The following is a 22,810-nucleotide window of genomic DNA, read 5'->3' on the forward strand; positions in this document are numbered from 1 at the left end:
TGCCGTCGGCCTGCGCAGCCCATCGCCGCACCGGCGCGGCAACCAATCTCCGCTCCGGCGCAGCAGCCAATCAGGCCGCTTAATCCAGCGTTGCTGGCGCTGAAATCGGCCCCGCCAGCCGCGGCAGCCTTGCCAGAACCAGTGGCTAAACCGGGGCTGAGCGCTATGGGCGCCAGTAGCAATAATCAGCCGGCGGCGCCTGCACCGGTGGATGCGCCGCGTAGCCAAGCTGCGGCCACGGGCGAGCGCGCGGGCGGTGGCGATGATCGCCCGGCCAGTGCGCAAGGCCCGCAATTGCGTAATCCACCGATTAAGGTGCCGCGCCGTTTGCGCCAGACCGAGCAGGCCCTGCAGGGGCGGGTGGTGGTGCTGATTCGCGTGAGTGCGCAGGGGCGGGCGCTGCGGGTGACGGTGCAGCAGGGCAGTGGCAATCCGCTGATTGATGAGTCGGTGACGCAGCAGATACTCGACAATTGGCGTTTCGAGCCGGCCCGCCGTAATGGCGAGGCGATCGAAAGCGAGCTGCCTATCGCGGTCACTATGATCGTTGACTAGGGGTATTACCCTGGGGGCTATTTAAATTATGGCCTACAGGGCGATACTGTCTTGGGTATTGGGCGCGCACAGCGGTAAAGTGAGGGTAAAGCGCGTGTATACGCCCACCTCGCTGCTGACGCTGAGCTCCCCGCCCAGCTGGCCGGTGACCAGGTTGTAGACAATATACAGCCCCAGCCCGCTGCCCCCCTGACCCAGCCGGGTGGTGAAAAACGGATCAAAAACCCGCTTCAGATGTTCGCTGGCGATGCCGGCGCCATTGTCTTCAAAAATCAGCTGGCATTGCTGATCATCACGCTGGGCCAGATACATCCGGATCTGCCCATGCCCTTGTTCGCCAAAGCCATGCAGCAGGCTATTTTGCAGCAGATTACTCAATACCTGCTCCAGCGGGCCGGGGTAACTATCCAGCAGCAGATCTTCCGGCAATTGCAGCTGTACATCGACCCGCGCCGCATCAATATGCGGCCGCAGCATCATAACCACTTCGCGCGCGAGCTCGGCGAGGCCAAATTCCCGCCGCCGTTCGCTATCGGTATCCACTGCCACCTGTTTGAATTGCGCCACCAAGCCGCTGGCGCGGCGAATATTGCGCTCGATAATTTCGCTGCTGCTATGGGCGGTGAGCAGAAAATCATCCAGCTCGGTTTTTTTCAGATTGCCGCTCTCGAACAGGCCCCGCGTTAAATCGCTTTCGCTATGCAGCGCGGTGGCGCAAGTGAGCGCTGCACCCAGCGGGGTATTCAGCTCATGGGCAATCCCGGCCACCAGACTGCCGAGCGCGGCGAGTTTTTCGCTTTGTACTAACTTGGCCATCGCTTGTTGCAGCTCGGCATTGGTGCGGGCCAGCTCTTCGGTGCGCTGTTGCACGCGTTGCTCCAGCGCTTCATTGGCTTCCAAGAGGCGCAGATTCAGCTCGCGGATTTCGCGCTGGAAAATCCGCCGTTCGTGATTATTCAGCGCGCGCAGCGCAATATCGGCGATTTGCCCGGCGTGCATGATTTCATCGGGAATCCAGTTGCGCTGCTCGCCCACGTGCTCCAGCAGCAAGACGCAATGCTGGTGGCTACTGCGCACCGGCAGAGCCAGCATTGATGGCGTTTGGCGCGGGTGCAAAAATCGCTCGGCCAGCGTCCAGACTTCCGGGTGGTGCAGCGCATCGTGGGCGATCAGCAGCCGATTGGCTTTGAGCTCGGCGTAGGCCGCCCCCAGCTCGGCCAGCCCCAAGGCGGGCGGCAAGGGGGCATCGGGGTTCAGGCTATCATGCTGCTGTAGCGGGGTGAGGCCATCCTCGCCCAGCAGCCACCAGCTGGCGCGGCTGAGCTGCAAAATGCTGCAGGCCTCAGTGCAAATCAGCTGGCGAAATTCGGCCTCGCTGCCGTGTTCGATATCATGGTGATTGGCCAGCTGTATCAGCTGGCTGCTGACGCTGGGGCGCAGGCCGGTTTTCATTTCCAGCTCGGCGCGCTGCTCGGGCTGGGCTTGCTCGATGATTTTTTGCTGGTAGGCAAAGCCGTCTTTCAGCTCGGCCAGCGCCAGTGGCGCATTAAATAAGGCCTCGGCATAGCGCGCCGCGGCCAAGTGCTGGCGCATCAGGATGTGGTTGAAGTTATTGGTGAGCGCAATTTGCTGCCCTACCTGAATCAAATCCAGCGCGGTGAGCCAGTCTTCCTGCCGCGCATACACCTCGGCCAGCGTGCTGTAGATATTGGCTTCGCCCCATTGGTAATGCACTTGCCGTGCCAGATCGAGCGCGCTTTCCAGTTGCTGGCGCGCGAGCGGCAGATCGTTTTCGGCCAAGGCGATTTCGGCTAAGCGAAACAGCGATTCGGCAGCGTAATCGGGATAGGGGCCCAGGCATAAATCCAGCGCGCGCTGCAGCTCTTGCCGTGCTTCGCTGTGGCGCTGACATTTTTGCAGGTTCACGCCCAGATTGATGCGGATTTTGGCTTCGAGATAGGCGTCATCCACTTCGCCAATGCGGCTAGCGGCAGCCTGATGCAGCAAAATCGCCGAGGCGGGATCACCCAGCGCATCATAGATTTGCCCCAGCCCCACTTTGGCCAGCATCCAGGTAGTGGGCTCGGCCTGCGCCAGCTCAATCGCCTGTTGCCAGTTTTGCAGCGCGGTGCGGTAATCGCCCTGGGTGTAATGCAGGCGGCCAATTTGCTCGTAAATGCGGGCTTCCAGCCCGAATTCATGCAGCGACTGCGCCTGCTGGATGGCCTCATAAAGCACATTGCGCGCGGCAAAAGCCTGACCTTCGTGATCCATGATTTTGCCGTACAAATCGGCGGCTTGAATCTGGATGCGCGGCTCGCGGGCGCTGCGGGCTTCATCAATCAATTGCAGGCAGGCGCGCCGCGCGGCTTCAGGTTGCAAATGCCAGGCGCGGCGCAAATCGGCCAGTCGGGTGGCTAAGGCCGCTTGTTCGGTAATGGGCAGCGGATCGCGCATGATGAAACCCCAGCAATGGGATGACTTCAGTGTGGCAGATCCGCTTTACATTGCCAGCGCGTTGGTCAGGCGGCCACTGCCTGCTGCCGCGAGGAGCGGGTATTGCCCGGGCGTAGCCGGCGCAGTGCTTGGCCATCGGCGGTAAACACATGAAAAGACTGGCTGGCCGCGCTGATGCTGATGTCGCTCCCCAGTGCCACTTCGCGCTCACCATCACCGCGCACCACCAGATCGCAGCCATTATCCAGCGTCAGATACAGATAGTTGGCCTCGCCCAGATGCTCAACCAGATTGACCTTGCCATTGAATTCTTCGCTGGCGCCGGTTTGTGCGCGCTGACCTTCCAGCAAATGCTCGGCACGAATGCCAACGGTAACGTTTTGCCCCGCTTGCAGGCCACTGCCATCCACTTCGGCAAAAATCTCTTTGCCTTGTTTGAGCCACAGGCGCACGCCATTGGCTTCGACTGCGCGCACTTCGGCTGGTAGCAAATTCATCTTCGGCGAGCCGATGAAGGTGGCGACAAATAGATTGGCCGGCTGCTGATACAGCTCCAGCGGGGTACCGGCTTGCTGGATGTGCCCGTCGTGCATCACCACGATTTTGTCGCCCAGCGTCATCGCCTCGACCTGATCGTGCGTCACATACACCATGGTGGCGTTGAGTTCGCGGTGCAGTTTGGCGATTTCGAGCCGGGTTTGTACGCGCAGGGCGGCGTCCAGATTGGAGAGTGGCTCGTCAAATAGAAAGAGTTTCGGCTCGCGCACAATCGCACGACCAATCGCCACGCGCTGGCGCTGGCCACCCGATAATTCGCGCGGCAGACGTTCGAGCAGGTGATCGATTTTCAGAATCTTGGCGGCATTTTTGATGCGCGCTTCGATCTGGCTTTTGCTCTCGCCAGCGATTTTCAGGCCGAAGGCCATGTTTTTGTACACGCTCATATGCGGGTAGAGCGCGTAGCTTTGAAATACCATCGCGATGCCGCGCTCAGCCGGTGGCAGATCATTTACCACCGTGTCGCCAATCGATAATTCGCCGCCGGTAATCGATTCCAGCCCGCACAGCATGCGTAGCAACGTGGATTTGCCGCAGCCCGATGGGCCAACCAGCACCACAAATTCGCCGTGTTTGATGTCGAGATTAATGCCATCCAAAACCTTGGCTTTGCCGTCGTAGGATTTGGAAAGGTTATTCAGTTTTACTGTTGCCATGATGTATTCCTTTGCTGGATGGGGGTATATCCACCCAGGTCAATATTCATTTAGCTCTGAGAGCAATACCTTTATTTCACCGCGCCCGAAGTCAAGCCGCGGATCAGTTGGCGCGAGAAGATCATGTACATAATCAGCACCGGAATCACCGCCAGGCTCAGGCTAGCCAGCACCGAATTCCAGTCGGTAACGTACTGACCGATAAACTGCTGCACGCCCAGCGTGACGGTCTGGGTTTCTTCACCCGGCGCCAGAATCAGCGGGAACCATAGATCATTCCAGACCGGAATCATGGTAAACACGGCCACCGTCGCAACGGCAGGGCGAATTAGCGGCAAGATGATCTGGAAGAAAATCTTGAATTCACCGACGCCATCGCAGCGCGCCGCTTCTTTCAGCTCTTTTGGGATTTGGGCGATGAACTCGCTCAAAATCATGATCGCCAGCGGCAAGCCCTGCGCGGTGTAGACCAAGATCAGCGCGGTGAGGGTGTTGATCAGATCAAGCTTCACAATCAGTTCTAGAATCGACACGGTGCCCAAGCGAATCGGCACCATAATGCCGATGGCTAGATACAGCGCCAGCAGGCGATTGCCACGGAATTTATATTCCGCCAGCGCCCAGGCGGCCATGGCGCCAAACAGCAAAATCAGCGCCAATGAAATCAGCGTGACCGTCAGGCTGTTGCCGAAATACAGCATGAAATGCGATTTGGACAATACCTTTTCAAAGCCGCCGAGGAAAAACGTTTCGGCGTTCGGCAGCGCCAGCGGGTCGTCGAAAATGCCGGCGCGGCTTTTAAAGGCATTAATCAAAATCAGAATGATCGGAAACAGCGCCAATAGCGTGTAGCCGCCCAGCACCAGATGCACGCCGGCACTGGAGAGCGGTTGGGTGATTTTATGAGTTTTCATCGCGCAGCCTCACAGCTCGTAACGTGTCAGCTTGCGCTGCACGAAATAGAAATACGTTCCCACCCCGGCGAGGATGACCAAAAACATCAGCGTGGCCACGGCTGCGCCCATGGTTGGGCTGCCGACCTGGCTCTGGTAGCCAAAGAAGGTGCGGTAAAACAGCGTACCCAAAATATCGGTGCTGTAATTCGGGCCGGCGATCGCGCCTTTCACCGAGTAAATCAGATCAAAAGCATTAAAGTTGCCGACAAAGGTCAGGATGGTAACGAGGCCCAGCGTGGGCAAAATCAGCGGCAGTTTGATTTCCCAGAAAATGCGCCACGCCGAAGCGCCTTCCACATGGGCGGCCTCGACGATGTCTTCCGGCACCGCCAGCAGCGCGGCGTAAATCAGCATCATCGGAATGCCGACAAACTGCCACACCGAAATCAGCGCCAGCGTAATCAGCGCGCTGCTTTCCTGGCCCAGCCACGGCGCGAAATAATCCGCGAGGCCCACCTTGGCCATCAAGCCTTCCGATACGCCCCACAGCGGCGACAGAATCAGCTGCCAGATAAAACCAATGATCACCACCGACAAGAGCGTCGGCAGGAAAATCAGCGTGCGATAGTGGCGCGCGCCTTTGAGGCCCTTGAGCGAGAGCAGCGTGGCGAGCACGAGGCCAATCGGGTTTTGGATCAGCAAATGGATGAAGAAAAACTTGCAGTTATTCCACATCGCATTCCAGAACGATTCCGACCAGGCCGGATCGGTGAGGATGGTCAGGTAATTACTGATCCCGGCAAAATGGGTGCTGCCGGTATCGGTGGTGGCGTAAAAACCTAGCCGCAGGGTATCGAGCAGCGGCAAAGCGCTGAACACCGAATACACCAACACGGCCGGGGCGAGAAAGACGGCAATATGCCATGGCATGCGTTTCATCGCAGGCTCCCTGGGTCGAACTTGGGCTGCCTTGCGGCAGCGAATTTGCACAAAAAAAGGGCCGGCAACAAGCGATCATGCAGGCTGCTGCCGGCCAGCTCGCGGATGAGCGAGGAGGAGGAGAGGGTGGGTATAGCGCTACAACAATCTACCAATAATGATTGCAGTGCTATACCCGGCAGGGGTTTCCTGCTTATTTCTGCTGCGGTTTATACCATTTGGCAAAGCCAGTCTGGATTTTGGCCGCGGCGTCTTTCGGCGCCATTTTGCCGTTCAAGACTTGCGAGCTCACATTCCACAGCTCGTTTTCCATCGCTGGCTCGCCACGATTCATAATCTGCGCGTTCAGGCGGATGGTGGAGCCGCAAGTTTTGCGCCAGTCGATCATTTGCTTGGCGACGGGGTCTTTAACCGAAATCAGGTGGTTCGACAGCGAGAAGAAGCCAGTGACTTTATTGGTGTAGAGATCAGCAAATTCTTGCGAACCGAGCCACGCCAGGAATTTATACGCGTCGGCTTTGTTTTTGCCTTTCGGATTTACGCCCATGCCGATGTCGGTGTGATCCGAAATCTGGCATTTATCGCCGGCTTTGGCCACTGGCGGCGGGAAGGCGCCAAAATCCAGACCTTGCTGATTGAAGTAAGCGATATCCCAAGAGCCCGCTGGGTAAATACCGGCTTTGCCCATGGCGAACAAGTTCTGGCTATCGGCATAAGTTTGGGCTGACGCGCCTTTACTCAGATACGGGCCCCACTTGGCCATTTGATCCCACGCAGCCACAAATTGTGGGTCGGTGAATTTGGCTTTGCCGGCGATCAGCGCTTTACGGCCTTCTTCGCCTTTCCAGTAGTTGGCACCAATGCTGGTGAATACGATCTGGTTGGATTCCCACTGATCGGCAGTCCCCAGCGCCAGTGGTACTTTGCCGGCTTTTTTCAGCGCTTCGAGCGTAGCGAAGAATTCAGCCTGGGTTTTTGGCTCTTTCAGATTCAGGTCTTTAAAGATCTTCTTGTTGTAGAAGAAACCGTGAATCACCGAGGCCATCGGCATACAGTAAGTGTCTTTGCCGTCATCGGTTTGCCACGCCACTTTGGCCGAAGCCGGGAAGTTTTCCATGCCGGCTTTGCCGTCGAGTTTTTCCAGCTGGCCTTGTTTAAACAGCGTCAGCGATTTATCAAACGGGCGGCAGGTGATCAGATCGCCTGCGGTGCCGCCGGTGAGGCGGGCGGTCAGCGATGAATCGTATTCAGTCGGGGCAGTTGGGGCGAATTTAACCTGAATGCCGGGGTTTTTCTTTTGGAAAGCCGGGATCAAGACGTCTTCCCACAGCGCCTTGTCATCCACCCGCCAAGACTCGATGGTGACGGTGCCGGCTTGCGCCAGCGTGCTGGCCAGTAAAAGGCTGCCCAGCAGCAGTTTTGTGCTTGCATGTTGCATGTTCGATATATCCTCAGTGCGCGCCGTTGTTATGAAGGTGGCGCTTTGGTTGCCGTGATCTGTTGCCACGGTGTCGGCAAAGTAGCACGGCGATTTTTGTGACACGAATACAGGCTGATGAAACCGTGTCGAATTGTCTATGTGTTTGATATTGAACAATTTAATTGAAAATCGGGGCGTAATCTTTTCCTGCGGCTGTTACAGATATTAACGAAAGCCCGCATCGCGACCGGCAGCAAACTCAGCAAAAATAAGCATTGGAATGAAATGCTTGGCGCACGAGTGTGTTAGGGTTTAGCAAGAGTCTGTGATCTTTTATTACAATTTTGTCGTCTTGCTTACGATATAGTTTGGCCGCTGGGTGGGGTATACAACAGGTGTTTGAATACAAAGCAAAAATCTTGGCCTTGGGCTTGCTGCTGAGTTTGCCGCTGCAAGCTGCCGAATCGCTGGACGTGTTGCACTGGTGGACTTCGGCCAGTGAGCGTGCGGCCGCCCGGTTTTTGCAACAGCGCCTCGCTGATGAGCGCATAGACTGGCATGACGCGGCGATTCCCGGTGGTGGTGGCATTGGCGCGATGCGGGTATTGAAAAGCCGTGTGCTGGCCGGCAAACAGCCCGCCGTGGCGCAGCTGATTGGCCCGGCGATTGCCGAATGGGCTGATTTGGGGCTGATCTTAGAGCTAGATACCGTGGCTCGTTATCAGGGCTGGAGCAAGGCGCTGAGCCCCACGGTGTATCAGCTTTTGCAGCACCGCGAGCATGTGGTGGCCGCTCCGCTGGGCGTGCATCGCATCAACAATCTGTATTACAACGCGAAACTGTTTCGCAAGCTGGGCATTGCCGAGCCACACAGCAGCGAAGATCTGAAACGCGCGGCGCTGCGGCTGGCCGCCGCCGATGTGGTGCCCTTTGGCCAGAGCAGCGAGCCCTGGCAAGTGGCAACTTTATTTGAAACGCTGGTGCTGGCCGAGGGCGGGCCGGCGTTTTACCGCGAGTTATTTGTAAAGCGTAATCCGCAAGCTTATCTGGATGTGCGCTTTGCCAATGCCTTGCAGCGCTTGCGGCAGATCCGTGCGCATGGCGGCAAAACCCCGCGTGAGCAAAGCTGGACCGAGATCGCGCAACAACTCGCCAATGGCCAGGTGGGCATGGTGATTATGGGCGATTGGTTTAAAGGCGAATTGCAGGCGCTGGGCAAAAAGCTGGATACCGATTTTGTCTGTACCACCTTGCCGGGTACGGCCAACTGGCATTTGTATAGTGTGGATACGCTGGTGATGTTTGCCGGTGATTATTCGCAGCAGCAAACGCAGGAAAAAATGGCGCAGGCGCTGCTAAGCCCGCCGGTGCAACATGGCTATAACCGGCTGAAAGGCTCGGTGACGGTGCGGCGTGATTTGTCACGGGCCGAGCAAGGCCAGCTCGATCGTTGTGCGCTTAATTCCTGGCAGACCTTTAATCGCGGCAGTGCGGTGCAGGCTCCTAGCCTTGTGCACCGGATGGCCAGTGATGAAAAATTTAAAGACGCCGTGGTGGCGCAAGTGCATAAGTTTTATCTGGATGACGGCCTGAGCGTGGCCGACAACCAGCAAAGAATGGCCGCCATGGTGCGGGCGCTGAATATTCAGGAGAACAATAATGACGACCCGAAAAATCCTGATCGTTGATGATGACCAGAAAACCCGGATGCTGCTCAAAGCCTATCTGGAGCGCAACCAATATGATGTGCGGCTGGCGCACGATGGCGAGAGTTTTTATCAGGAATTCGAGCGTTATCGCGACGAGCTGAGTCTGGTGATTCTGGATGTGATGCTGCCCGATACCGATGGTTTTGCGCTGTGCCAGTTTGTGCGCAAACAGTGCAATGTGCCGATCATTATGCTGACCGCCAGCTCGGATGACACCGACCGCATTGTGGGCTTGGAGCTGGGCGCCGATGATTACATTGCCAAACCGTATAACCCGCGCGAATTGCTGGCGCGGATCAAGGCCATTCACCGCCGCGCGGGCCTCGATGCCGTCAGTACCGGTGGGCGCTTTTATCGGTTTGTCGGCTTTACCCTTGATACCGTTGAGCGCACTTTGCAGTCGCCCAGCGGCGATCTGGTGAAGCTTACCGGGCTGGATTTTCAGCTGTTGAAGTTTTTCCTGGAGCATCCGGGCGAGATTTTAGATCGCAGCCAGCTGGCTGAAGAAACCCGTGGCCGCGATATTGGCCCGCTGGATCGCTCGCTCGATGTGCAGGTTAGCCGCCTGCGCCAGCGCCTTTCCGACAATGGCAAACAGCCTAGCCTGATTAAAACCGTGCGTGGCGCGGGCTATGTACTGTCGGCCGAGGTGAGCCAGAGTAATGCCTGATTCCCGCGCCCGGCCGGCTCCACCGGCCGAAGTGAGTGAAGCACCAGCGCCCGGTTTCTGGCTGCGCTTGCAGCGGCGCTGGGGCTCCCGTGCGCCGCGCTGGTTTGAGCGGCTGCTGCCCGCGAGCCTGTTAGCGCGTTTTTTGCTGGTGATGACACTGGGCGTGCTGGCCTCGCAAATCCTGGGCAATCTGATCTGGGCAAACTATCTGCAGGCCAAATCCGAGCAGGAAGTCGGGCAGGCGGCGTTGCAGGTGTCTTCGGGCGCGGCCAGCGCGATTCAGTATTTCCAGAGCCTGCCGCTCACCTACCGGCATCTGGTGATTGAGCAGATGCGCGAAATCGGCGGCACGCGGTTTTTTATTAGCACCAATAATTCGGCGATTGATTTTCAAAGTATTGGCCCGCAGCCCATGGCCGATTTGGTCACGCAGAAAATCCACGCCGATTTTGCTGCCCGCCTGCCGCAGCTATTGGGGCTGGATGTGCAGTTTGCCTGGCCCGATGATCTGGTGGTGAATAAATCCGGCACCCATATGCTGGAGCTACCTGATCACTGGATTCGCAATACCATCCTCACCCAGCCACGCCCAGCGCCGGTGCTGGTGATACAGGCGCAGATCGAGCCCGGGCAATGGCTGTATCTGGCCACGCTGATGCCTGATCCGTTCTTTCTGGATAACAGTAATCCCTTGCCGCCTGAGCGATGGCTGCTGCAGTTTGTCACGCTGTGCACCGTATTGTTGTTGAGCTGGGTGGTGGTGCGCTGGATTACCGGCCCGCTGGCTGCGCTCTCCAATGCTGCGGAGGCCTTTGGCCGGGGCGAATCGCCGGTGTTGCCCGAGGCCGGCAGTATTGAATTCGTGCGCACGGCGCAGGCGTTTGCCGCCATGCGCGAGCGGATTGTGCGCTACCTCGAAGACCGGGAAAAACTCTTTTCGGCGATTAGCCACGATTTGCGCACACCCATCACCCGGCTGAAATTGCGCACCGAAATGCTGGATGATGAAGCCACCCGCGCCGAGTTTCACGAAGATCTCGATGAGCTCGATATGATGGTGAAAGGCGCGCTGCAAAGCGTGAAAGACAGCGATATTCACGAAAACCACACCGCGATCAGCCTCGATGCCATGCTGGGGCGGATGGTGCGTGATGCGCGGCTGGCCGGGCACGAAGTAGCATTTAGTCGCAGCGGCCTGCGGGTGAAAGGCAAGCCTTTGGCGCTGAAACGTGCGATTGGCAATCTCTTGGATAATGCGTTGTATTACGGCCAGCGTGCCGAAGTAAAAGTGCTGGAAGGCGTGGGCAAGCGGGTGATCATCATCCGCGACCATGGCCCGGGGGTGCCGGAAGAATCGCTGAAAACGCTGTTTGATCCCTATGTGCGGCTGGAGCACGGCCGGCAGCGCAATAGCCATGGCCACGGGCTGGGGCTGGGCATCGCGCGCAATATCATTCAGGCCCATGGCGGTGAGCTGAGCCTGGAAAACCATCCCGATGGTGGCTTGCAAGCCATTGTGACTTTGCCTGCCGTGCTTTAAGCGGGTATAAGCTGAAGTGCTAGGTAAATAAATCGTTTCTGCGCTATACGGCTGGTGGGTATTTGAGGCCTGCTTCCATGCGTGCCGGCTGTATTGCCCCGCACTTGCGGCAAGTGCGCATGGGCGTCGCCTCGGCATTGCAGTACAATTACTGCCCGATATCTGGATGGACTGACCGTGGGTATTTCCTCTTTCAGCGATTTTAGCCAGCCTGCGGCGATTGCCGCCGACTTTGCCCGCGATGGGGTGGTGATTTTGCGCGGTTTTCTCGCCGCCGAACGCGTGGCCGCCATTCGCGCCGAGGCGATGCACCAGCTGGATTTGCGCCTGCCGCCGCTAGAGCTGGAAGCCGAGCTGGGCTACCCCGGGGCGCCGAGCTCCACCCAGGCCGAAGGGGGCGCGACCATTCGCCGCTTGCGTGAAATGGCCGCGCGCCATCCGCTGTTTCATACCTGGGCGGGCGAGCCTGCGCTGTTGGCGCTGTTACGTCTGCTGCTGGGCAGTGCGGACCTCACCCTGACGCAGGCGCATCACAATAGCCTGATGACCAAACAGCCTAGTTTTAGCAGTGATACGCTGTGGCACCGCGATGTGCGTTACTGGCGGTTTAGCCGCCCCGAGCTGGTGTCAAGCTGGCTCGCGCTGGGCGAGGAATCGCCGCGCAATGGCGGCTTGGGCTTTATTCCCGGCTCGCACCGGGTGGATTTCCCCGAAGCGGCCTTTGATGCCAAGGAATTTTTGCAGGCCAGCCACCCCGAGGCCGCCCCGTGGGTCGCGCGGGCCGAGTTTCCAACGCTGGCCGCTGGCGATGTGGTGCTCTTTGATGCGCGCACTTTCCATGCCGCTAGCCGCAATACCACCACGCACACCAAGTATTCGCTGGTCTTTAGCTACCACGCCCGCGATAACTTGCCACTGGCCGGTTCACGTTCGGCCAGCCTGCCCGGGATTGACTGGCCGAGCGGCTGCTAAATCGGCCGGCGGGCTTGGGGTTGCCCGCGGGCTGGTCTAGATTGGAAGCTCTGTTCCTTTCGCACGCCTGTCAGCCATGAATTTGCAGAAAAACCCGCACGATTTTATCTATTCACTGGCTGAATTTACCGGCCTGATCGACCGCGATGATCTGGCTGTGAGCTTGTGTCTGACGATTTTCGAGATGCTGCCATCCAGCTCGCTGCGCTTTTACCGCACCATGCAGGGCACCGGTAAGCAGCGACTGGGCTTGCTGGTGGAATTCGACGAAAACGGCATCCGTCAGCATTCGCTGGAGCAAACCACGGCGAAAGCCGGTGAGGCGGAGGTAGACCCGCTGCTGCACGGCGCGCTGGTGTCGGAGAGCTCGCTGCAGGTCGATGCCAATGGCAATCGGGTGATTTTGGGCCTGCATCGGCAGCAGTCGGTGTATGCGCTGCTGGATATGCGGCTAAATAAAGGTCTGGTGCCGGCGGATTTTCGCTTATTGCAGGGGATGGCGCGGATTTATGAAAACCACATCGCGCTGCTGGATTACGGTGAAACCGATACCCTCACCGGCCTGCTGAATCGCAAAACGCTGGAGCGGCAGTTTTTCAAAATCGTCACTGCGCTGCAAAACCTGCCGGGCGTGCATCCTTTGCAAAATGGCCGCCGGCAAGAGCAGGGGGTGGGGCATTATTTTCTGGTGGTGCTCGATATTGATCACTTCAAGCGCATTAACGATCGGCTCGGGCATTTGTATGGCGATGAGGTTTTGCTGCTGATCGCTCAGCTGATGCGCTCCTGTTTTCGCGCCAACGATCGCTTATTCCGCTTTGGCGGGGAAGAGTTTGTGGTGATTCTGGGGCCACAAACCCGGGAAGGGGCGGTGCAGGCGCTTGAGCGTTTTCGCAAAAAAGTCGAAAAACACAGCTTTCCGCAAATCGATCAGCTCACCATCAGTGGTGGCGTCACCGATATCCGCCCGTATGAAGTCTTGAGCATGACCTTAGGCCGTGCCGATCAGGCGCTGTATCAGGCCAAAGACAGTGGCCGCAATCAGATTGTGTTTTTTGATACCCTGCCCCAGCAGGAAGTCGCCAGCGGCAGCGACGAGCTGTTTTAACTGCGGCATTCGCGCCGCAAGGTGGCCTTGGCACAGCGGTGTCGGCCATCGCCTCTGGTAAGCTGCTGCCCAAAGCGCCACAGAGCGCGATGGAGACGAAATGCGCTTACCTGTTTTCTGCTGGGCTTGGCTCTGCGGCTTGCTCATGGCGACCGCCAGTGCCGGCCAGCTCACTGCCTATTATCCCTACTGGGTGAGTTACGCCCAGACCCGCCCCTTAGCCGATTTACCCCTTGCGAGGCTGGATCAGCTCACCTACGCCTTTGCGCGCTTTACCCCGCAAGGGGAGCTGATCGCAGGGGATAATTTTGCCGATCTCACCAAACCCTATACGTTGGCCGATGGCCGCATGCTGCGTGGCAATTTTGCGCTATTACGCGAGCAAAAACGCCTGTATCCGCGGCTGAAAACCGTGTTGGCCGTGGGGGGCTGGAATTATTCGGCGCAGATCTCCACCGCCTTGCAGCCCGCGCAGCAGGCTCGCGCAGTGCGCTCGACCGTGGCGCTACTGGCAGCGCAAGGTTTTGACGGCATCGAAATTGATTGGCGCTATCCGGTGGCGGGCGGCAAGGCCGGCAATGCGGTTGATGCCGCCGATGGTGAGCACCTGCTGGCATTTGTAAGTGCGCTGCGGCGTGCTCAGCCCGGGCTGCGGATTGGTCTGGCAATTGGTACCCAGCCGTATCAATGGCAAGGCCTGCGTTGGGCCGAGCTCGCGGCACAGGTGGATTACTTTATGCTGATCGCCACCGATTTTGTCGGCGCCTGGTCAGGGCAAACTGGGCATAAATCACCACTGTATGCGCCACCAGGGCAGGTATCTATTGCATCTGCGGTCGATACGGTATTGGGGTATGGCGTAAAGCCTGCGCAACTGAGCGTACTGATCCCCACGCAGGGCATTAGTTTTAATGCCGTGCCAACGATGTCACAGGGGCTGGGGCAGCCGCATGGCGGCGTCAGTATGGGCTCGTGGGATAACGAGCAAACCGGGGCCACCGGCGTGTTTGGCCAAGATGAGCTGGCCGCCTTGCGGCAGGATGGCGATTTTGTAGAGCATTGGGATCCGCTGGCCAAGGCCACCACCTTTTACAGCGCCAGCAAACGGCAGTTTATCAGCGTGGAAAGCCAGCCGGCGCTGGCGGCCAAGCTGGATTTTGCCCGCGCGCGCGGCTTGCGCGGAATCGCCCTGTGGGAGCTCACCAGCGACGCGGCCGATTACCGGCTGCTGCGGCAAATCGAACGCGATGCCGCACCGTGGCAGTGCCGCTGGCATGATCTGCAATACTGGTGGCGGCATCATCCGGCCTGGGTGGAATTGCTGTTGGGCTGTATCCTGGCCGCACAGCTGGCGCTCATGCTGCAGTGGTGGTGGCGGCGCAAGCAGCGCGCACAATTGCTGGCGCAGGAAGTCGCGCAAATCACGCAGTTGCGGCAACAGCTGAACGAGTTGCCGATTCAGCTGCTGACTTTGGCCGAGCTGGCCGAGCAGGGGGGACCGGCGCAGCAGCCGTGGGTGCGGCGTAGCCGCCAGCTGGCCTGGCAGCTGCAGCCCTTGCTGCCGGCTCCGCCGCGCCCAGCGCTCGCCGCGCCGGCTGTGGTGGCAACGGATGTACCAGAGTCCGACTCGCCCGCTGCTGAAAAGCCAGATGAGTCTACCGCGCCCGCGGTGGCCGTAAATGAGTTGGCTGCCGGCGAACTGAGCGAAGCCACGCTTGGCGATGCCCCCCAGGCCACTTACCTTGCCCAAACAGTGGCAAGCCCCAGTGCAAAGCCCGCCGCCAGCGCCGCGCAGCGCTTGCAGCGGCTGACCGAATTGGGGCGGCAATTGGGGGAGCAGCGCAGCTTGGAAAAAATGCTGGAAATCACGCTGGGCTTTCTGGCCACCGAACCACTGGTGCGCCACAGCAGCGTGCTGGATCTGGATGCCGATGAGGCGAGCCCCAGCCCGCGTGAGCTGGGTGTGGCCGCGCAGCGTATGAGCCAGCCGCTGGATGATTATGTCCTGCAGCTTGAGTTTACCGCCCCACTGGATGAAGACGACGCGGCGTATTTTCAAAGCCTATTGCAGCAGCTACAGATTGTGCGGCGGCAATTGTATGAATTGGGCCGCCAGCCGCAGCTCTTAAGCGAGGTGTATGAGATCGCTTCTCGGCGCGATAAGCTCTTATACATCCGCGCCGACAAGGGTTACAGCGCGATTCATGCGAGTGATCTCGTCGCGCCTTTGTATATTACTTTACGTTTACGGGCGATTCGGCTTTACTTTGAAGAGAGCCTGCTGGTGCAAGTGCACCGCTCCTATCTGGTTAACCCGCGCAAGGTGACCGGGATGAGCAAGCGGGGGCGGGAGCACTGGTCGGTGTTGCTGGGCGAGACGGCGATTCCGGTGGCCCGCTCGATGGTGCCCCGGCTGCGGGAACAATTTCCCCATTGGTTTACCGAATAACAACAAGCATCGCAAGGAGCTGAAATCATGACGGTTAGTCTGGCGCAACTGGATGAGCTGCTGCAACAAGTGCAGGCGCCGCATCCGTTTAAAGCCTATGTCGCGGCGACTAAGCTTGAGCAACTCCGACCAGAGATGGATGACAGTCAGCTGGCGGCGTATGAAGCGGCTTTATTGGCTGCGGCAGTGACGCGAGAGGGGCCATCATCCGAGGAGGGTGAACAGATATGCTAATACTAGGGGTGGGTATATTCTGGAGGTCTCGTTAAATTCAATTCTTTCTAGATATACCCCGATAGTAAGCTGCGGCGGCCAAGTTTTAACACTTGGCCGTTTCGCGTTTTTGGTTATACGCGCAATACCCGGGACGTGGCCCGACTTGCGGATGTTTGCGACAGGTATTGGGGCGGTTTTCGTAGATGGTGCAGCGGCGGCTACGCTCATCCAGATAAATACAGTCGTGATTGGCCCGGCGCGCCAGCGTGTAAATTTCGTTTTTGAAATTGAAATGCTCGATGATGCGCGCCTTCATCAGCCGTTTGGCGATGTTTTTCGCCGGCTCTACCGCATCAAATTCATCCACTACACCCATACGGATCAGATCAACGATTTTGACTTCCACCGGCATGGTGCAGCAGCTGCCGACGCAGTCGTCACATAAGCCGTTGTAATACTTCACCCAAGTCTCGGTGCGATCGAGATCGGTGATGGTGATGATATTGCGTTTCTTCAGATTTACCACGTCCATCCTGCTTCGCGTGTTCTAGCGCCGGGGTGGCGCGCACGTCTTGGTCGAATCAGCCGCGAAGAGTAGCACAGGGTGATGACAGAAAAAAATCCCCGTACGCCGGATGGCAGTACGGGGGCAAGCTCAAGCAGAGTATCTGACCCGAGCGGGGAAAAGATGTCGTGCGGTGTTTACTGGCTGTCGCTCAGCGTGATGCCGCCGGCCAGTGGGTGCGCGGTCACCAGCCAGCTACCAGCTGGGCCGGCCTTCACTGCCAAGGCCTGACCGCCTTGCGTGGCTTGCAGCGTGCCGCGCAGATTGGCGACTGTAAGCTGCAGCGTCACTGGGGTGGCGTATTTCTGGCATTCGGCGCTGGTGTTAAAGCCGATGCTGCGATTACCCACCACGGTTGGCACAATCAAGCTGCATTTTTCGCGGGCGTAGCGATACTTGATCACATTCGATGGGGTATCCATCCACAGCTCGCCACTATCGACTTTGGCCTTGGCGTAATCGAGGTGAGCCAGATAGCGATTGAGTGGAATGGTCTCCCAGTAGCCGGTATCGACACCATGAGCGGTACGCGTCGCCCAGCCGCCCTGGCTGATGGCCGCATCAATGTGCAGATTGAGAATCTCGCTGCCCATTGGATAGAGCGACCATTTACCATCGGTGGTAAACAAGTCCCACTTCACGCGGTATGGATTATCAAAGTTGGCTGGATTCACCCCGGCTGGCATGGTGGTGTAATCCACCGCATTGTTCGGGCCGGAGCCATCGACCAGATGCGTTGCGCGACCGCCAATGAAGTTGGGCTGCGCTTTCAGGAAATCGACTGCTTTGGTCGATGCCACATCACCCGGCCAGATAAAGTAGCTAGCTTGATAGCCATCCAGTTTGGCCGCGATATCGGCCGTAGCGCCGTTGATTTCGGTTTCCAGGCTGGCATCCGGAATATACGGGTTCGGATGATTGCGGCTGTGGCTCACGATTTCATGGCCATTGGCGATAAAGGTCTTCGCCGCCGCCCAGTGTTGCTCTGAGCAGCTGCCGGTGATCATGCCAAAACCAGCGACCAGACCGCGTTTCTTCAGCTCTGGGTCCATGATTTTGATGTATGGATCGGTGCCGTAATACATCGAGCAATAATCATCATGCACCAGTGAATACGCGCCTTTGGCGCCGTTTTTCCAGGTGGTGATGGCCGCGGTCGTCAGGCTGAGGTTGCCAGCGGGCGTCGTGCTTGGCGTGGCCGTTGGTGTGGCGCTTGGTGTTGGGCTTGGTGACGCACTCACCGTTGGGGTTGGTGTTGCGGTGATCACGGGCGTCGGGCTTGGCGTTGCATTACCAATCACGCCCAGATCTTTCCACGGCCCCCACTGATCGTTGGCATTTGGCGTCTGGCCCTGTGTCCACCATTTGGCTTCAAAGGCGCGGCCGTTATAGCTCACCCGCTGACCACTGGTGTAGGCCGTCGTGGCATTCCAGTTTGCATAGGTGGCGATTGGGGTGGGGTTAGGCGTTGGCACGATATCGCTGACGATCGTGACGTTGATCGTGGCCGAGCGAGTTTGCAGACCTAGGTTATCGGTGGCCACAGCGTAGATGGCTTTTTTGCTACCAATCGCCGAGCAGCCGTTGGTATTGCTCACAGTCAGCTCGTACGGCGCATTGGTTTTACTACCGACTAAGTTGTTATCAACAAAAAATTCAACTTTGCTTACTAAGCCATCGCTATCGCTCGCATTCGCTTTGAGCAGGAATGGAGCCTGACAGCTCACCGATGCAGCTGTATCCAAACTGATTGTTGGCGCTTGGTTAACCGGCGGCGTGCTTGGGGTAGGTGATGGCGTTAAGGATGGGCACGGCGCGGGCAAGGCATTGCTTGGCGCCCACACGGTACGGTCGTAGCTGATGGTGCCATTGCCGTTGTCGCGTGGCTGATTGGCGGCTGTACTCAAATGCGCTTGCTGCGCAGTGAAGACCAGAAACGGTACGCTAGTACTGCTCACGGCGACAATCGCGCCGCTGGCATAGTTCTGATTGCTTTGCCAGTTGGCATAATTAGCGCTGCCGCAAGGTTTAACGCCATTCGGCACCTGGCTGGCCGTCAGTGTTACCACATTGCTGCTGGGGGTTGGGCTCGGGGTGGGTGTTGGGCCTGCGCCGATTAATTTCCACGGCCCCCATTCACCGGCCTCGGCCGGATTATTGCCTTGCGTCCACCAGCGGGCTTCGTAGATTTGGCTGTTATAAATGACGCGCTGGCCACCGTTATACACGGCAGCGCTATCCCAGCTTGGGTAGCTCGGCGTCGCGGTGGGGCTTGGCGTGGGCGTTGTGGCCTGCGCCGGATTCAACACCAGACCAGCACTGGTGAGTAATGCGAACACCAGGGCGTGGCCCATGTTCTTGGCTTGCATAATCTCCATCCTCTTTCTAGTTAGGTGAGTTGCCCGCTACCGGAATCGGCACAACTCGTCACGCTTCTTGGGGTATTGCCCGGTAAGTCTTTTATTTATTATTGTTGAGGCTTATACCTCTATTGGATGCGCACATTGCCCTTGGTCGGGTCGAGCAAAATACGGTATTGGCCGCTGGCGAGTTTCTGGCTGGCCAGCTTCTGGCCCTGCTGGCTAAATTGCCCTTGCCAGTCGGCGTCGGGGGTGAGGTCGACAGTCAGCGCGGTGTGATAGCGCTGGCAATCGGGGCCGCTGGCATCGACTTTGATCTGCTTGCCTTGTAATTGCAGCGCACATTGCTGGCGGCTGATGGCATAGCGCAGCACGGTGGTGGGCGGTGCGACCCATAGCTCGCCCGCTTTGACTTTGGCGGCGAGAAAATCGGCGTATTCGGTGTATTGGGCCAGCGGCACGCTTTCAAACGAGCCATCGGCCACGCCATGCATGGTGCGATAGCTCCAGCTGCCGCTCTCGAGCGCGGCCTGCGCATGCTGGATCAGCATATTGCCGTTGGCCGGTTTGTAGCGCGACCATTTGCCATCGCGCCAGTACATATCCCATTTCACAAACAGCGGGTCGATTTCATCGACGACATTCAGGCCGGCATTGCTGCCATCGTAGAGGTGTTTGGCCGCTCTGAGCCCGAGGATTTCCGGCTGGGCCGCGGCAAAGGCTTTGGCTTCGGGCGTGGCTAGATCGCTGGGGAAGGCCACAAATTGCATGCTGTAGCCTAGTTTGGCCTGCACCAGTCGTTGGGCTTGAGCAATTTCTTTCAGATTATCCCAACCCGCGATCGGGGCGAGGCTGCCCGGCTCAAGCATGCCGACGTGACTGGTGGTGTGATTAAACAATTCATGCCCGGCTTGCAGCGCTTGTTTGAGCTGCTGCCATTGTTGCTCGTTACATAATCCGGCAATCACGCCCAGGCTAGCATGCAGGCCGCGGGCTTGCAGCACGGGCAGGGCATGCTGAAAAATCCCGCCGGTATTTCCACCGCACACATCATCATGGGCGATGGTATGCGCCGCTTTGGCGCCAGCGGGCCAAGGCTGCACTTGCAAGCTGGCGGCCAGCAGCGGCAGCGGGCTCAGCAAGAGAAAAAAACAGGTAATCAGGCGGTGAAACATCATGTGCACTCCAAGCGATGGAGGCATCATGCCTTGCCACATGACAATTCGGGGTGTGCCTAGCGCACAATTTCACGAATGGCGATGTGGCTTTGAAAAGCCTTTTATTTTTAATGGTTTATCTTTAGGCGGCCGCAGCGTGTATTCACGAGTTGTGTAGTGAATTTGCGCCAACTACACGACTTGCGACGCGGCTAGGGCTTAGTCGGTCTGCCGAATCACCGCCATTTGCCAGCTCAGATACACCATCACCGCGCTCATTAGCAGGCCAAAGGCGGGCATGATCCAGCCAATTGACCAGTGCAGCGACAGCATGCCGGTAACCATCGCATACGACAGCGGGGTGAGCCCCATCGACGCCATGCTGTTCAGGCTCATTACCCGGCCCAGCTTGGCCTTGTCGGAAAACTGCTGAATCAGGGACATCATCGGCACATTATTACCGGCTACGCCCAGCCCGATCAGCAGCTGAATGCCCACCGCCACCCAGACCCAATGTGTGTGGGCGAGCAAAGCCAGTAGCACGCCTTCCAGCGCGATAATCACCGTGATCATCAGCAGCCGCTTGCGTTGTGGCGGATACAGCGTGAGCAAAATCCCGCCCAGCACCATGCCGGCGGCAAAGGCGCTATTCAGAAATGACAAGGTCGCTGGCTGGCCATCGAGGTTTTCGGTGACGATCAGCGGAATACCCAGCGCCAATGGCCCCATAAATAATAAATTGGCGGCGGCATACACCAGCATCAGCGCCCGCAAGACCGGGGTTTGCAGCGCATATTGCACGCCTTCTTTTAGCTCGCTGAGCATCGAATGCCCGGCTTGCACGGCGCGGGGCGTGAAAGGCTCTTTAATCAGCCAAATACACAAGGTCGCCAGCAGCAGCGTGGCGCCGGTGAGGGCAAAAATCGTTTCATACGACAGCGCTGCCAGCAAAATGCCGCCTAGCACCGGGCCAAACACCAGCCCCACCTGATTGGTGGTGAGCATGACCGAGTTGGCGCGGGTGAGGTCGTGTTCTGGCACGATAGTGGGGGTGAGTGCATCGCGCGCCGGCCAGAAAAAAGCATCCAGCGCGCCATATAGAAAGGCAAAGCCGGTGAGCGCCCAGATATCCAGCCGCTGCCAATATAGCAGGGCGACCAAACCAAACAGCATTAGCACTCGGCTGGCCAGCGAGATAAAGATAATCCGGCTGCGCGGCATCCGGTCGGCCAATACGCCGCCCACGGCCATCAGCAACACCCTGGGCACCGAGCCCGCAATCATCACTAGGCCCAGCTGGGCTTTGGCGTCCAGCGTTTTTACCACGTACCAGGTTTCGGCCAACATGGCCACGGCGAGGGCAAAATTGCTGATGATCGAAGCCAGCCACAACAGCATGAAATTGCGATTGCGCCAAAGTGAGGGAGCGGCAGTCATAAAGCCATCCTTATCCGAATGTTCATCATGATAGGGATTTAGCCCAACAATAGAAAGCGCCTTACAAACTTGGCCTGTAATATTTACAGGTCGGGCCTATCCAGGTGTGAGCTGCAGCTGTAGGCGCTCGGCGATGACTACAGTAAGATACGCACAGGCTGCGCAGCTTGATCTGCCAGCGAAAAACAACAACAGGATGGAGAAAATAATGCAACGACTGGTGTTATCGCTATGCCTCGGACTGTGGGCCAGCGGCCTGTGGGCGGGTGAGATTCTGATCAATAGCGCGCTGGAAAAAGGCGACTATGCCTTGGCATTTGCCTCGGCCAAGGCCGATGTGAAATCGGGCCAAGCGACGCCCGCGGTGAAGATGTTGCTGGCGCAATTTTATATGCACGGCAAAGGCACCGAGAAAAACGTAGCCGCGGCGCGTAAACTATTAGAGCCGCTGGCACGCAGCAATGCCGAAGCACGGTTTTTGCTGGGCGGCATGCTGAAACAAGAAGCGCTACAAGATTTGCAGGGCGCCAATGGCCGGGTCGATCCGGCGCGCTATGAAGCGCTGGGCAAGCGCAGCCTGAAAGAGCGTGAGAACGAGCGGTATGCCGCTGAACTCATTTATTCATCGGCCTTGCAGGGCTTTACCCCCGCAAAAGAGGTGGTGTGCGCCGATATTAGTAATTCGGTCACGGCGCTGAGTGGGGCGGAGCGGGCCAACTGGTATCGTCAATGTGCTAATCGCGAAGCGTGGGCACGGGCGAGCGAGCTGGGTGAGAGCTTGGCGCCACTCAATTTACGCCGCGAAGTCATGCGCGATCCGGTCGTGACCGAGGCCTTCCAGCGCCTAGCCACGGCAGCGCAATGCACCAATGAAGACATCAAGCCGGTGGATTTCCAAATCAGCCAGCCGCTGAGTGGCGCAGAATATCTGCAACTGAAGCTCAGCCCAAGCAAACCCTACACGCTGATTCGCGGCCAATGGCAGGAAACCTGGACTGGCGAAGCCTGCGGGCAACGGCTGTCGCTGGCCATTAACTTCACTGCCGATGGCATGGGCGGGGCGCAGTTTGTGCCGGCGGTGTCAGCCGAGGAACTCGCCAGCTTGCGCGCGGCGGTCAAACGCAGCGAATAAGTGGTATTGCTGGC

18 protein-coding genes are annotated in these 22,810 nt (G+C 58.2%); 9 read left to right on the top strand and 9 right to left on the bottom strand.

The genetic code is table 11. From position 1 onward, the window contains the following. Positions 1-555: energy transducer TonB (locus L991_RS16355; RefSeq protein ID WP_052190623.1), on the top strand; the 555-nt coding region annotated here is incomplete at its 5' end. A gap of 33 nt (positions 556-588) precedes the next feature. Here L991_RS16355 and L991_RS16360 read toward each other — a convergent pair. The 5 genes from L991_RS16360 to L991_RS04835 all read right to left on the bottom strand — a co-directional run bounded on the left by L991_RS16360 (position 589) and on the right by L991_RS04835 (position 7,499). Beyond that, complete coding sequence (locus L991_RS16360; protein WP_052190624.1) at positions 589-3,012, bottom strand: ATP-binding protein; 2,424 nt, start codon at positions 3,010-3,012, stop codon at positions 589-591. Positions 3,013-3,077: 65 nt separating this feature from the next. Continuing rightward, positions 3,078-4,226: an ABC transporter ATP-binding protein gene (locus L991_RS04820; protein WP_047392913.1), complete on the bottom strand. Its 1,149-nt coding sequence runs from the start codon at positions 4,224-4,226 to the stop codon at positions 3,078-3,080. A 71-nt stretch (positions 4,227-4,297) separates the two neighbouring features. Next, entirely contained in the window at positions 4,298-5,140 is an 843-nt protein-coding gene (locus L991_RS04825; RefSeq protein WP_047392916.1) for a carbohydrate ABC transporter permease, read from the bottom strand. Positions 5,141-5,149: 9 nt separating this feature from the next. Further along, positions 5,150-6,061 carry a carbohydrate ABC transporter permease gene (locus L991_RS04830; RefSeq protein ID WP_047392919.1) on the bottom strand — a complete coding sequence of 304 codons (912 nt, stop codon included), beginning with the start codon at positions 6,059-6,061 and terminating at the stop codon, positions 5,150-5,152. A 193-nt stretch (positions 6,062-6,254) separates the two neighbouring features. Then, complete coding sequence (locus tag L991_RS04835) at positions 6,255-7,499, bottom strand: ABC transporter substrate-binding protein (protein WP_028449930.1); 1,245 nt, start codon at positions 7,497-7,499, stop codon at positions 6,255-6,257. 377 nt (positions 7,500-7,876) lie between these two features. Here L991_RS04835 and L991_RS04840 point away from each other — a divergent pair, with 377 nt between their 5' ends. From L991_RS04840 to L991_RS04870, 7 genes are all read left to right on the top strand, one after another. After that, positions 7,877-9,169 (top strand): ABC transporter substrate-binding protein, encoded by a 1,293-nt coding sequence (locus L991_RS04840; RefSeq protein ID WP_231550484.1) that lies wholly within the window; start codon positions 7,877-7,879, stop codon positions 9,167-9,169. Then, the gene (locus L991_RS04845; protein WP_028449929.1) at positions 9,141-9,860 is read left to right on the top strand and encodes a response regulator; all 720 of its coding nucleotides are present in this window, start codon (positions 9,141-9,143) and stop codon (positions 9,858-9,860) included. Before L991_RS04840 ends, L991_RS04845 begins: the two co-directional genes overlap by 29 nt. Beyond that, positions 9,853-11,400, top strand: coding sequence for an ATP-binding protein (locus L991_RS04850; protein ID WP_028449928.1), 1,548 nt, complete (start codon positions 9,853-9,855; stop codon positions 11,398-11,400). Before L991_RS04845 ends, L991_RS04850 begins: the two co-directional genes overlap by 8 nt. Before the next feature lie 177 nt (positions 11,401-11,577). Continuing rightward, positions 11,578-12,372: a phytanoyl-CoA dioxygenase family protein gene (locus tag L991_RS04855; RefSeq protein ID WP_197053811.1), complete on the top strand. Its 795-nt coding sequence runs from the start codon at positions 11,578-11,580 to the stop codon at positions 12,370-12,372. Positions 12,373-12,448: 76 nt separating this feature from the next. Then, a complete protein-coding gene (locus tag L991_RS04860; protein WP_051258910.1) occupies positions 12,449-13,480 on the top strand; it encodes a GGDEF domain-containing protein in 1,032 nt (343 codons plus the stop codon). Between the two features lie 100 nt (positions 13,481-13,580). Continuing rightward, positions 13,581-15,929 (top strand): glycosyl hydrolase family 18 protein, encoded by a 2,349-nt coding sequence (locus tag L991_RS04865; protein ID WP_047392923.1) that lies wholly within the window; start codon positions 13,581-13,583, stop codon positions 15,927-15,929. 27 nt (positions 15,930-15,956) lie between these two features. Continuing rightward, entirely contained in the window at positions 15,957-16,163 is a 207-nt protein-coding gene (locus tag L991_RS04870) for a hypothetical protein (protein WP_047392926.1), read from the top strand. Between the two features lie 85 nt (positions 16,164-16,248). Here the strand turns inward: L991_RS04870 and L991_RS04875 are convergent, their stop codons facing one another. From L991_RS04875 to L991_RS04890, 4 genes are all read right to left on the bottom strand, one after another. Continuing rightward, entirely contained in the window at positions 16,249-16,677 is a 429-nt protein-coding gene (locus L991_RS04875; protein WP_034619468.1) for a YkgJ family cysteine cluster protein, read from the bottom strand. A gap of 170 nt (positions 16,678-16,847) precedes the next feature. Continuing rightward, entirely contained in the window at positions 16,848-19,079 is a 2,232-nt protein-coding gene (locus L991_RS17445; RefSeq protein WP_197053812.1) for a carbohydrate-binding protein, read from the bottom strand. Between the two features lie 119 nt (positions 19,080-19,198). Further along, positions 19,199-20,248: a polysaccharide deacetylase family protein gene (locus tag L991_RS04885; RefSeq protein WP_047392933.1), complete on the bottom strand. Its 1,050-nt coding sequence runs from the start codon at positions 20,246-20,248 to the stop codon at positions 19,199-19,201. A gap of 198 nt (positions 20,249-20,446) precedes the next feature. Continuing rightward, entirely contained in the window at positions 20,447-21,664 is a 1,218-nt protein-coding gene (locus L991_RS04890; RefSeq protein ID WP_047392935.1) for an MFS transporter, read from the bottom strand. Positions 21,665-21,872: 208 nt separating this feature from the next. Here L991_RS04890 and L991_RS04895 point away from each other — a divergent pair, with 208 nt between their 5' ends. Next, a complete protein-coding gene (locus L991_RS04895; RefSeq protein WP_047392936.1) occupies positions 21,873-22,796 on the top strand; it encodes a hypothetical protein in 924 nt (307 codons plus the stop codon). Positions 22,797-22,810: the final 14 nt, after the last annotated feature.

The organism is Chitinibacter sp. ZOR0017, assembly GCF_000799095.1.
GTDB classification, from domain to species: domain Bacteria; phylum Pseudomonadota; class Gammaproteobacteria; order Burkholderiales; family Chitinibacteraceae; genus Chitinibacter; species Chitinibacter tainanensis.

What these genes read in the sequence shown, in the direction of transcription:
- L991_RS16360 (WP_052190624.1), bottom strand. Translation starts at nt 3,012, where the DNA reads ATGCGCGATCCGCTGCCCATTACCGAACAAGCGGCCTTAGCCACCCGA.
- L991_RS04820 (WP_047392913.1), bottom strand. Translation starts at nt 4,226, where the DNA reads ATGGCAACAGTAAAACTGAATAACCTTTCCAAATCCTACGACGGCAAA.
- L991_RS04825 (WP_047392916.1), bottom strand. Translation starts at nt 5,140, where the DNA reads ATGAAAACTCATAAAATCACCCAACCGCTCTCCAGTGCCGGCGTGCAT.
- L991_RS04830 (WP_047392919.1), bottom strand. Translation starts at nt 6,061, where the DNA reads ATGAAACGCATGCCATGGCATATTGCCGTCTTTCTCGCCCCGGCCGTG.
- L991_RS04835 (WP_028449930.1), bottom strand. Translation starts at nt 7,499, where the DNA reads ATGCAACATGCAAGCACAAAACTGCTGCTGGGCAGCCTTTTACTGGCC.
- L991_RS04845 (WP_028449929.1), top strand. Translation starts at nt 9,141, where the DNA reads ATGACGACCCGAAAAATCCTGATCGTTGATGATGACCAGAAAACCCGG.
- L991_RS04850 (WP_028449928.1), top strand. Translation starts at nt 9,853, where the DNA reads ATGCCTGATTCCCGCGCCCGGCCGGCTCCACCGGCCGAAGTGAGTGAA.
- L991_RS04860 (WP_051258910.1), top strand. Translation starts at nt 12,449, where the DNA reads ATGAATTTGCAGAAAAACCCGCACGATTTTATCTATTCACTGGCTGAA.
- L991_RS04865 (WP_047392923.1), top strand. Translation starts at nt 13,581, where the DNA reads ATGCGCTTACCTGTTTTCTGCTGGGCTTGGCTCTGCGGCTTGCTCATG.
- L991_RS04870 (WP_047392926.1), top strand. Translation starts at nt 15,957, where the DNA reads ATGACGGTTAGTCTGGCGCAACTGGATGAGCTGCTGCAACAAGTGCAG.
- L991_RS04875 (WP_034619468.1), bottom strand. Translation starts at nt 16,677, where the DNA reads ATGGACGTGGTAAATCTGAAGAAACGCAATATCATCACCATCACCGAT.
- L991_RS17445 (WP_197053812.1), bottom strand. Translation starts at nt 19,079, where the DNA reads ATGCAAGCCAAGAACATGGGCCACGCCCTGGTGTTCGCATTACTCACC.
- L991_RS04885 (WP_047392933.1), bottom strand. Translation starts at nt 20,248, where the DNA reads ATGATGTTTCACCGCCTGATTACCTGTTTTTTTCTCTTGCTGAGCCCG.
- L991_RS04890 (WP_047392935.1), bottom strand. Translation starts at nt 21,664, where the DNA reads ATGACTGCCGCTCCCTCACTTTGGCGCAATCGCAATTTCATGCTGTTG.
- L991_RS04895 (WP_047392936.1), top strand. Translation starts at nt 21,873, where the DNA reads ATGCAACGACTGGTGTTATCGCTATGCCTCGGACTGTGGGCCAGCGGC.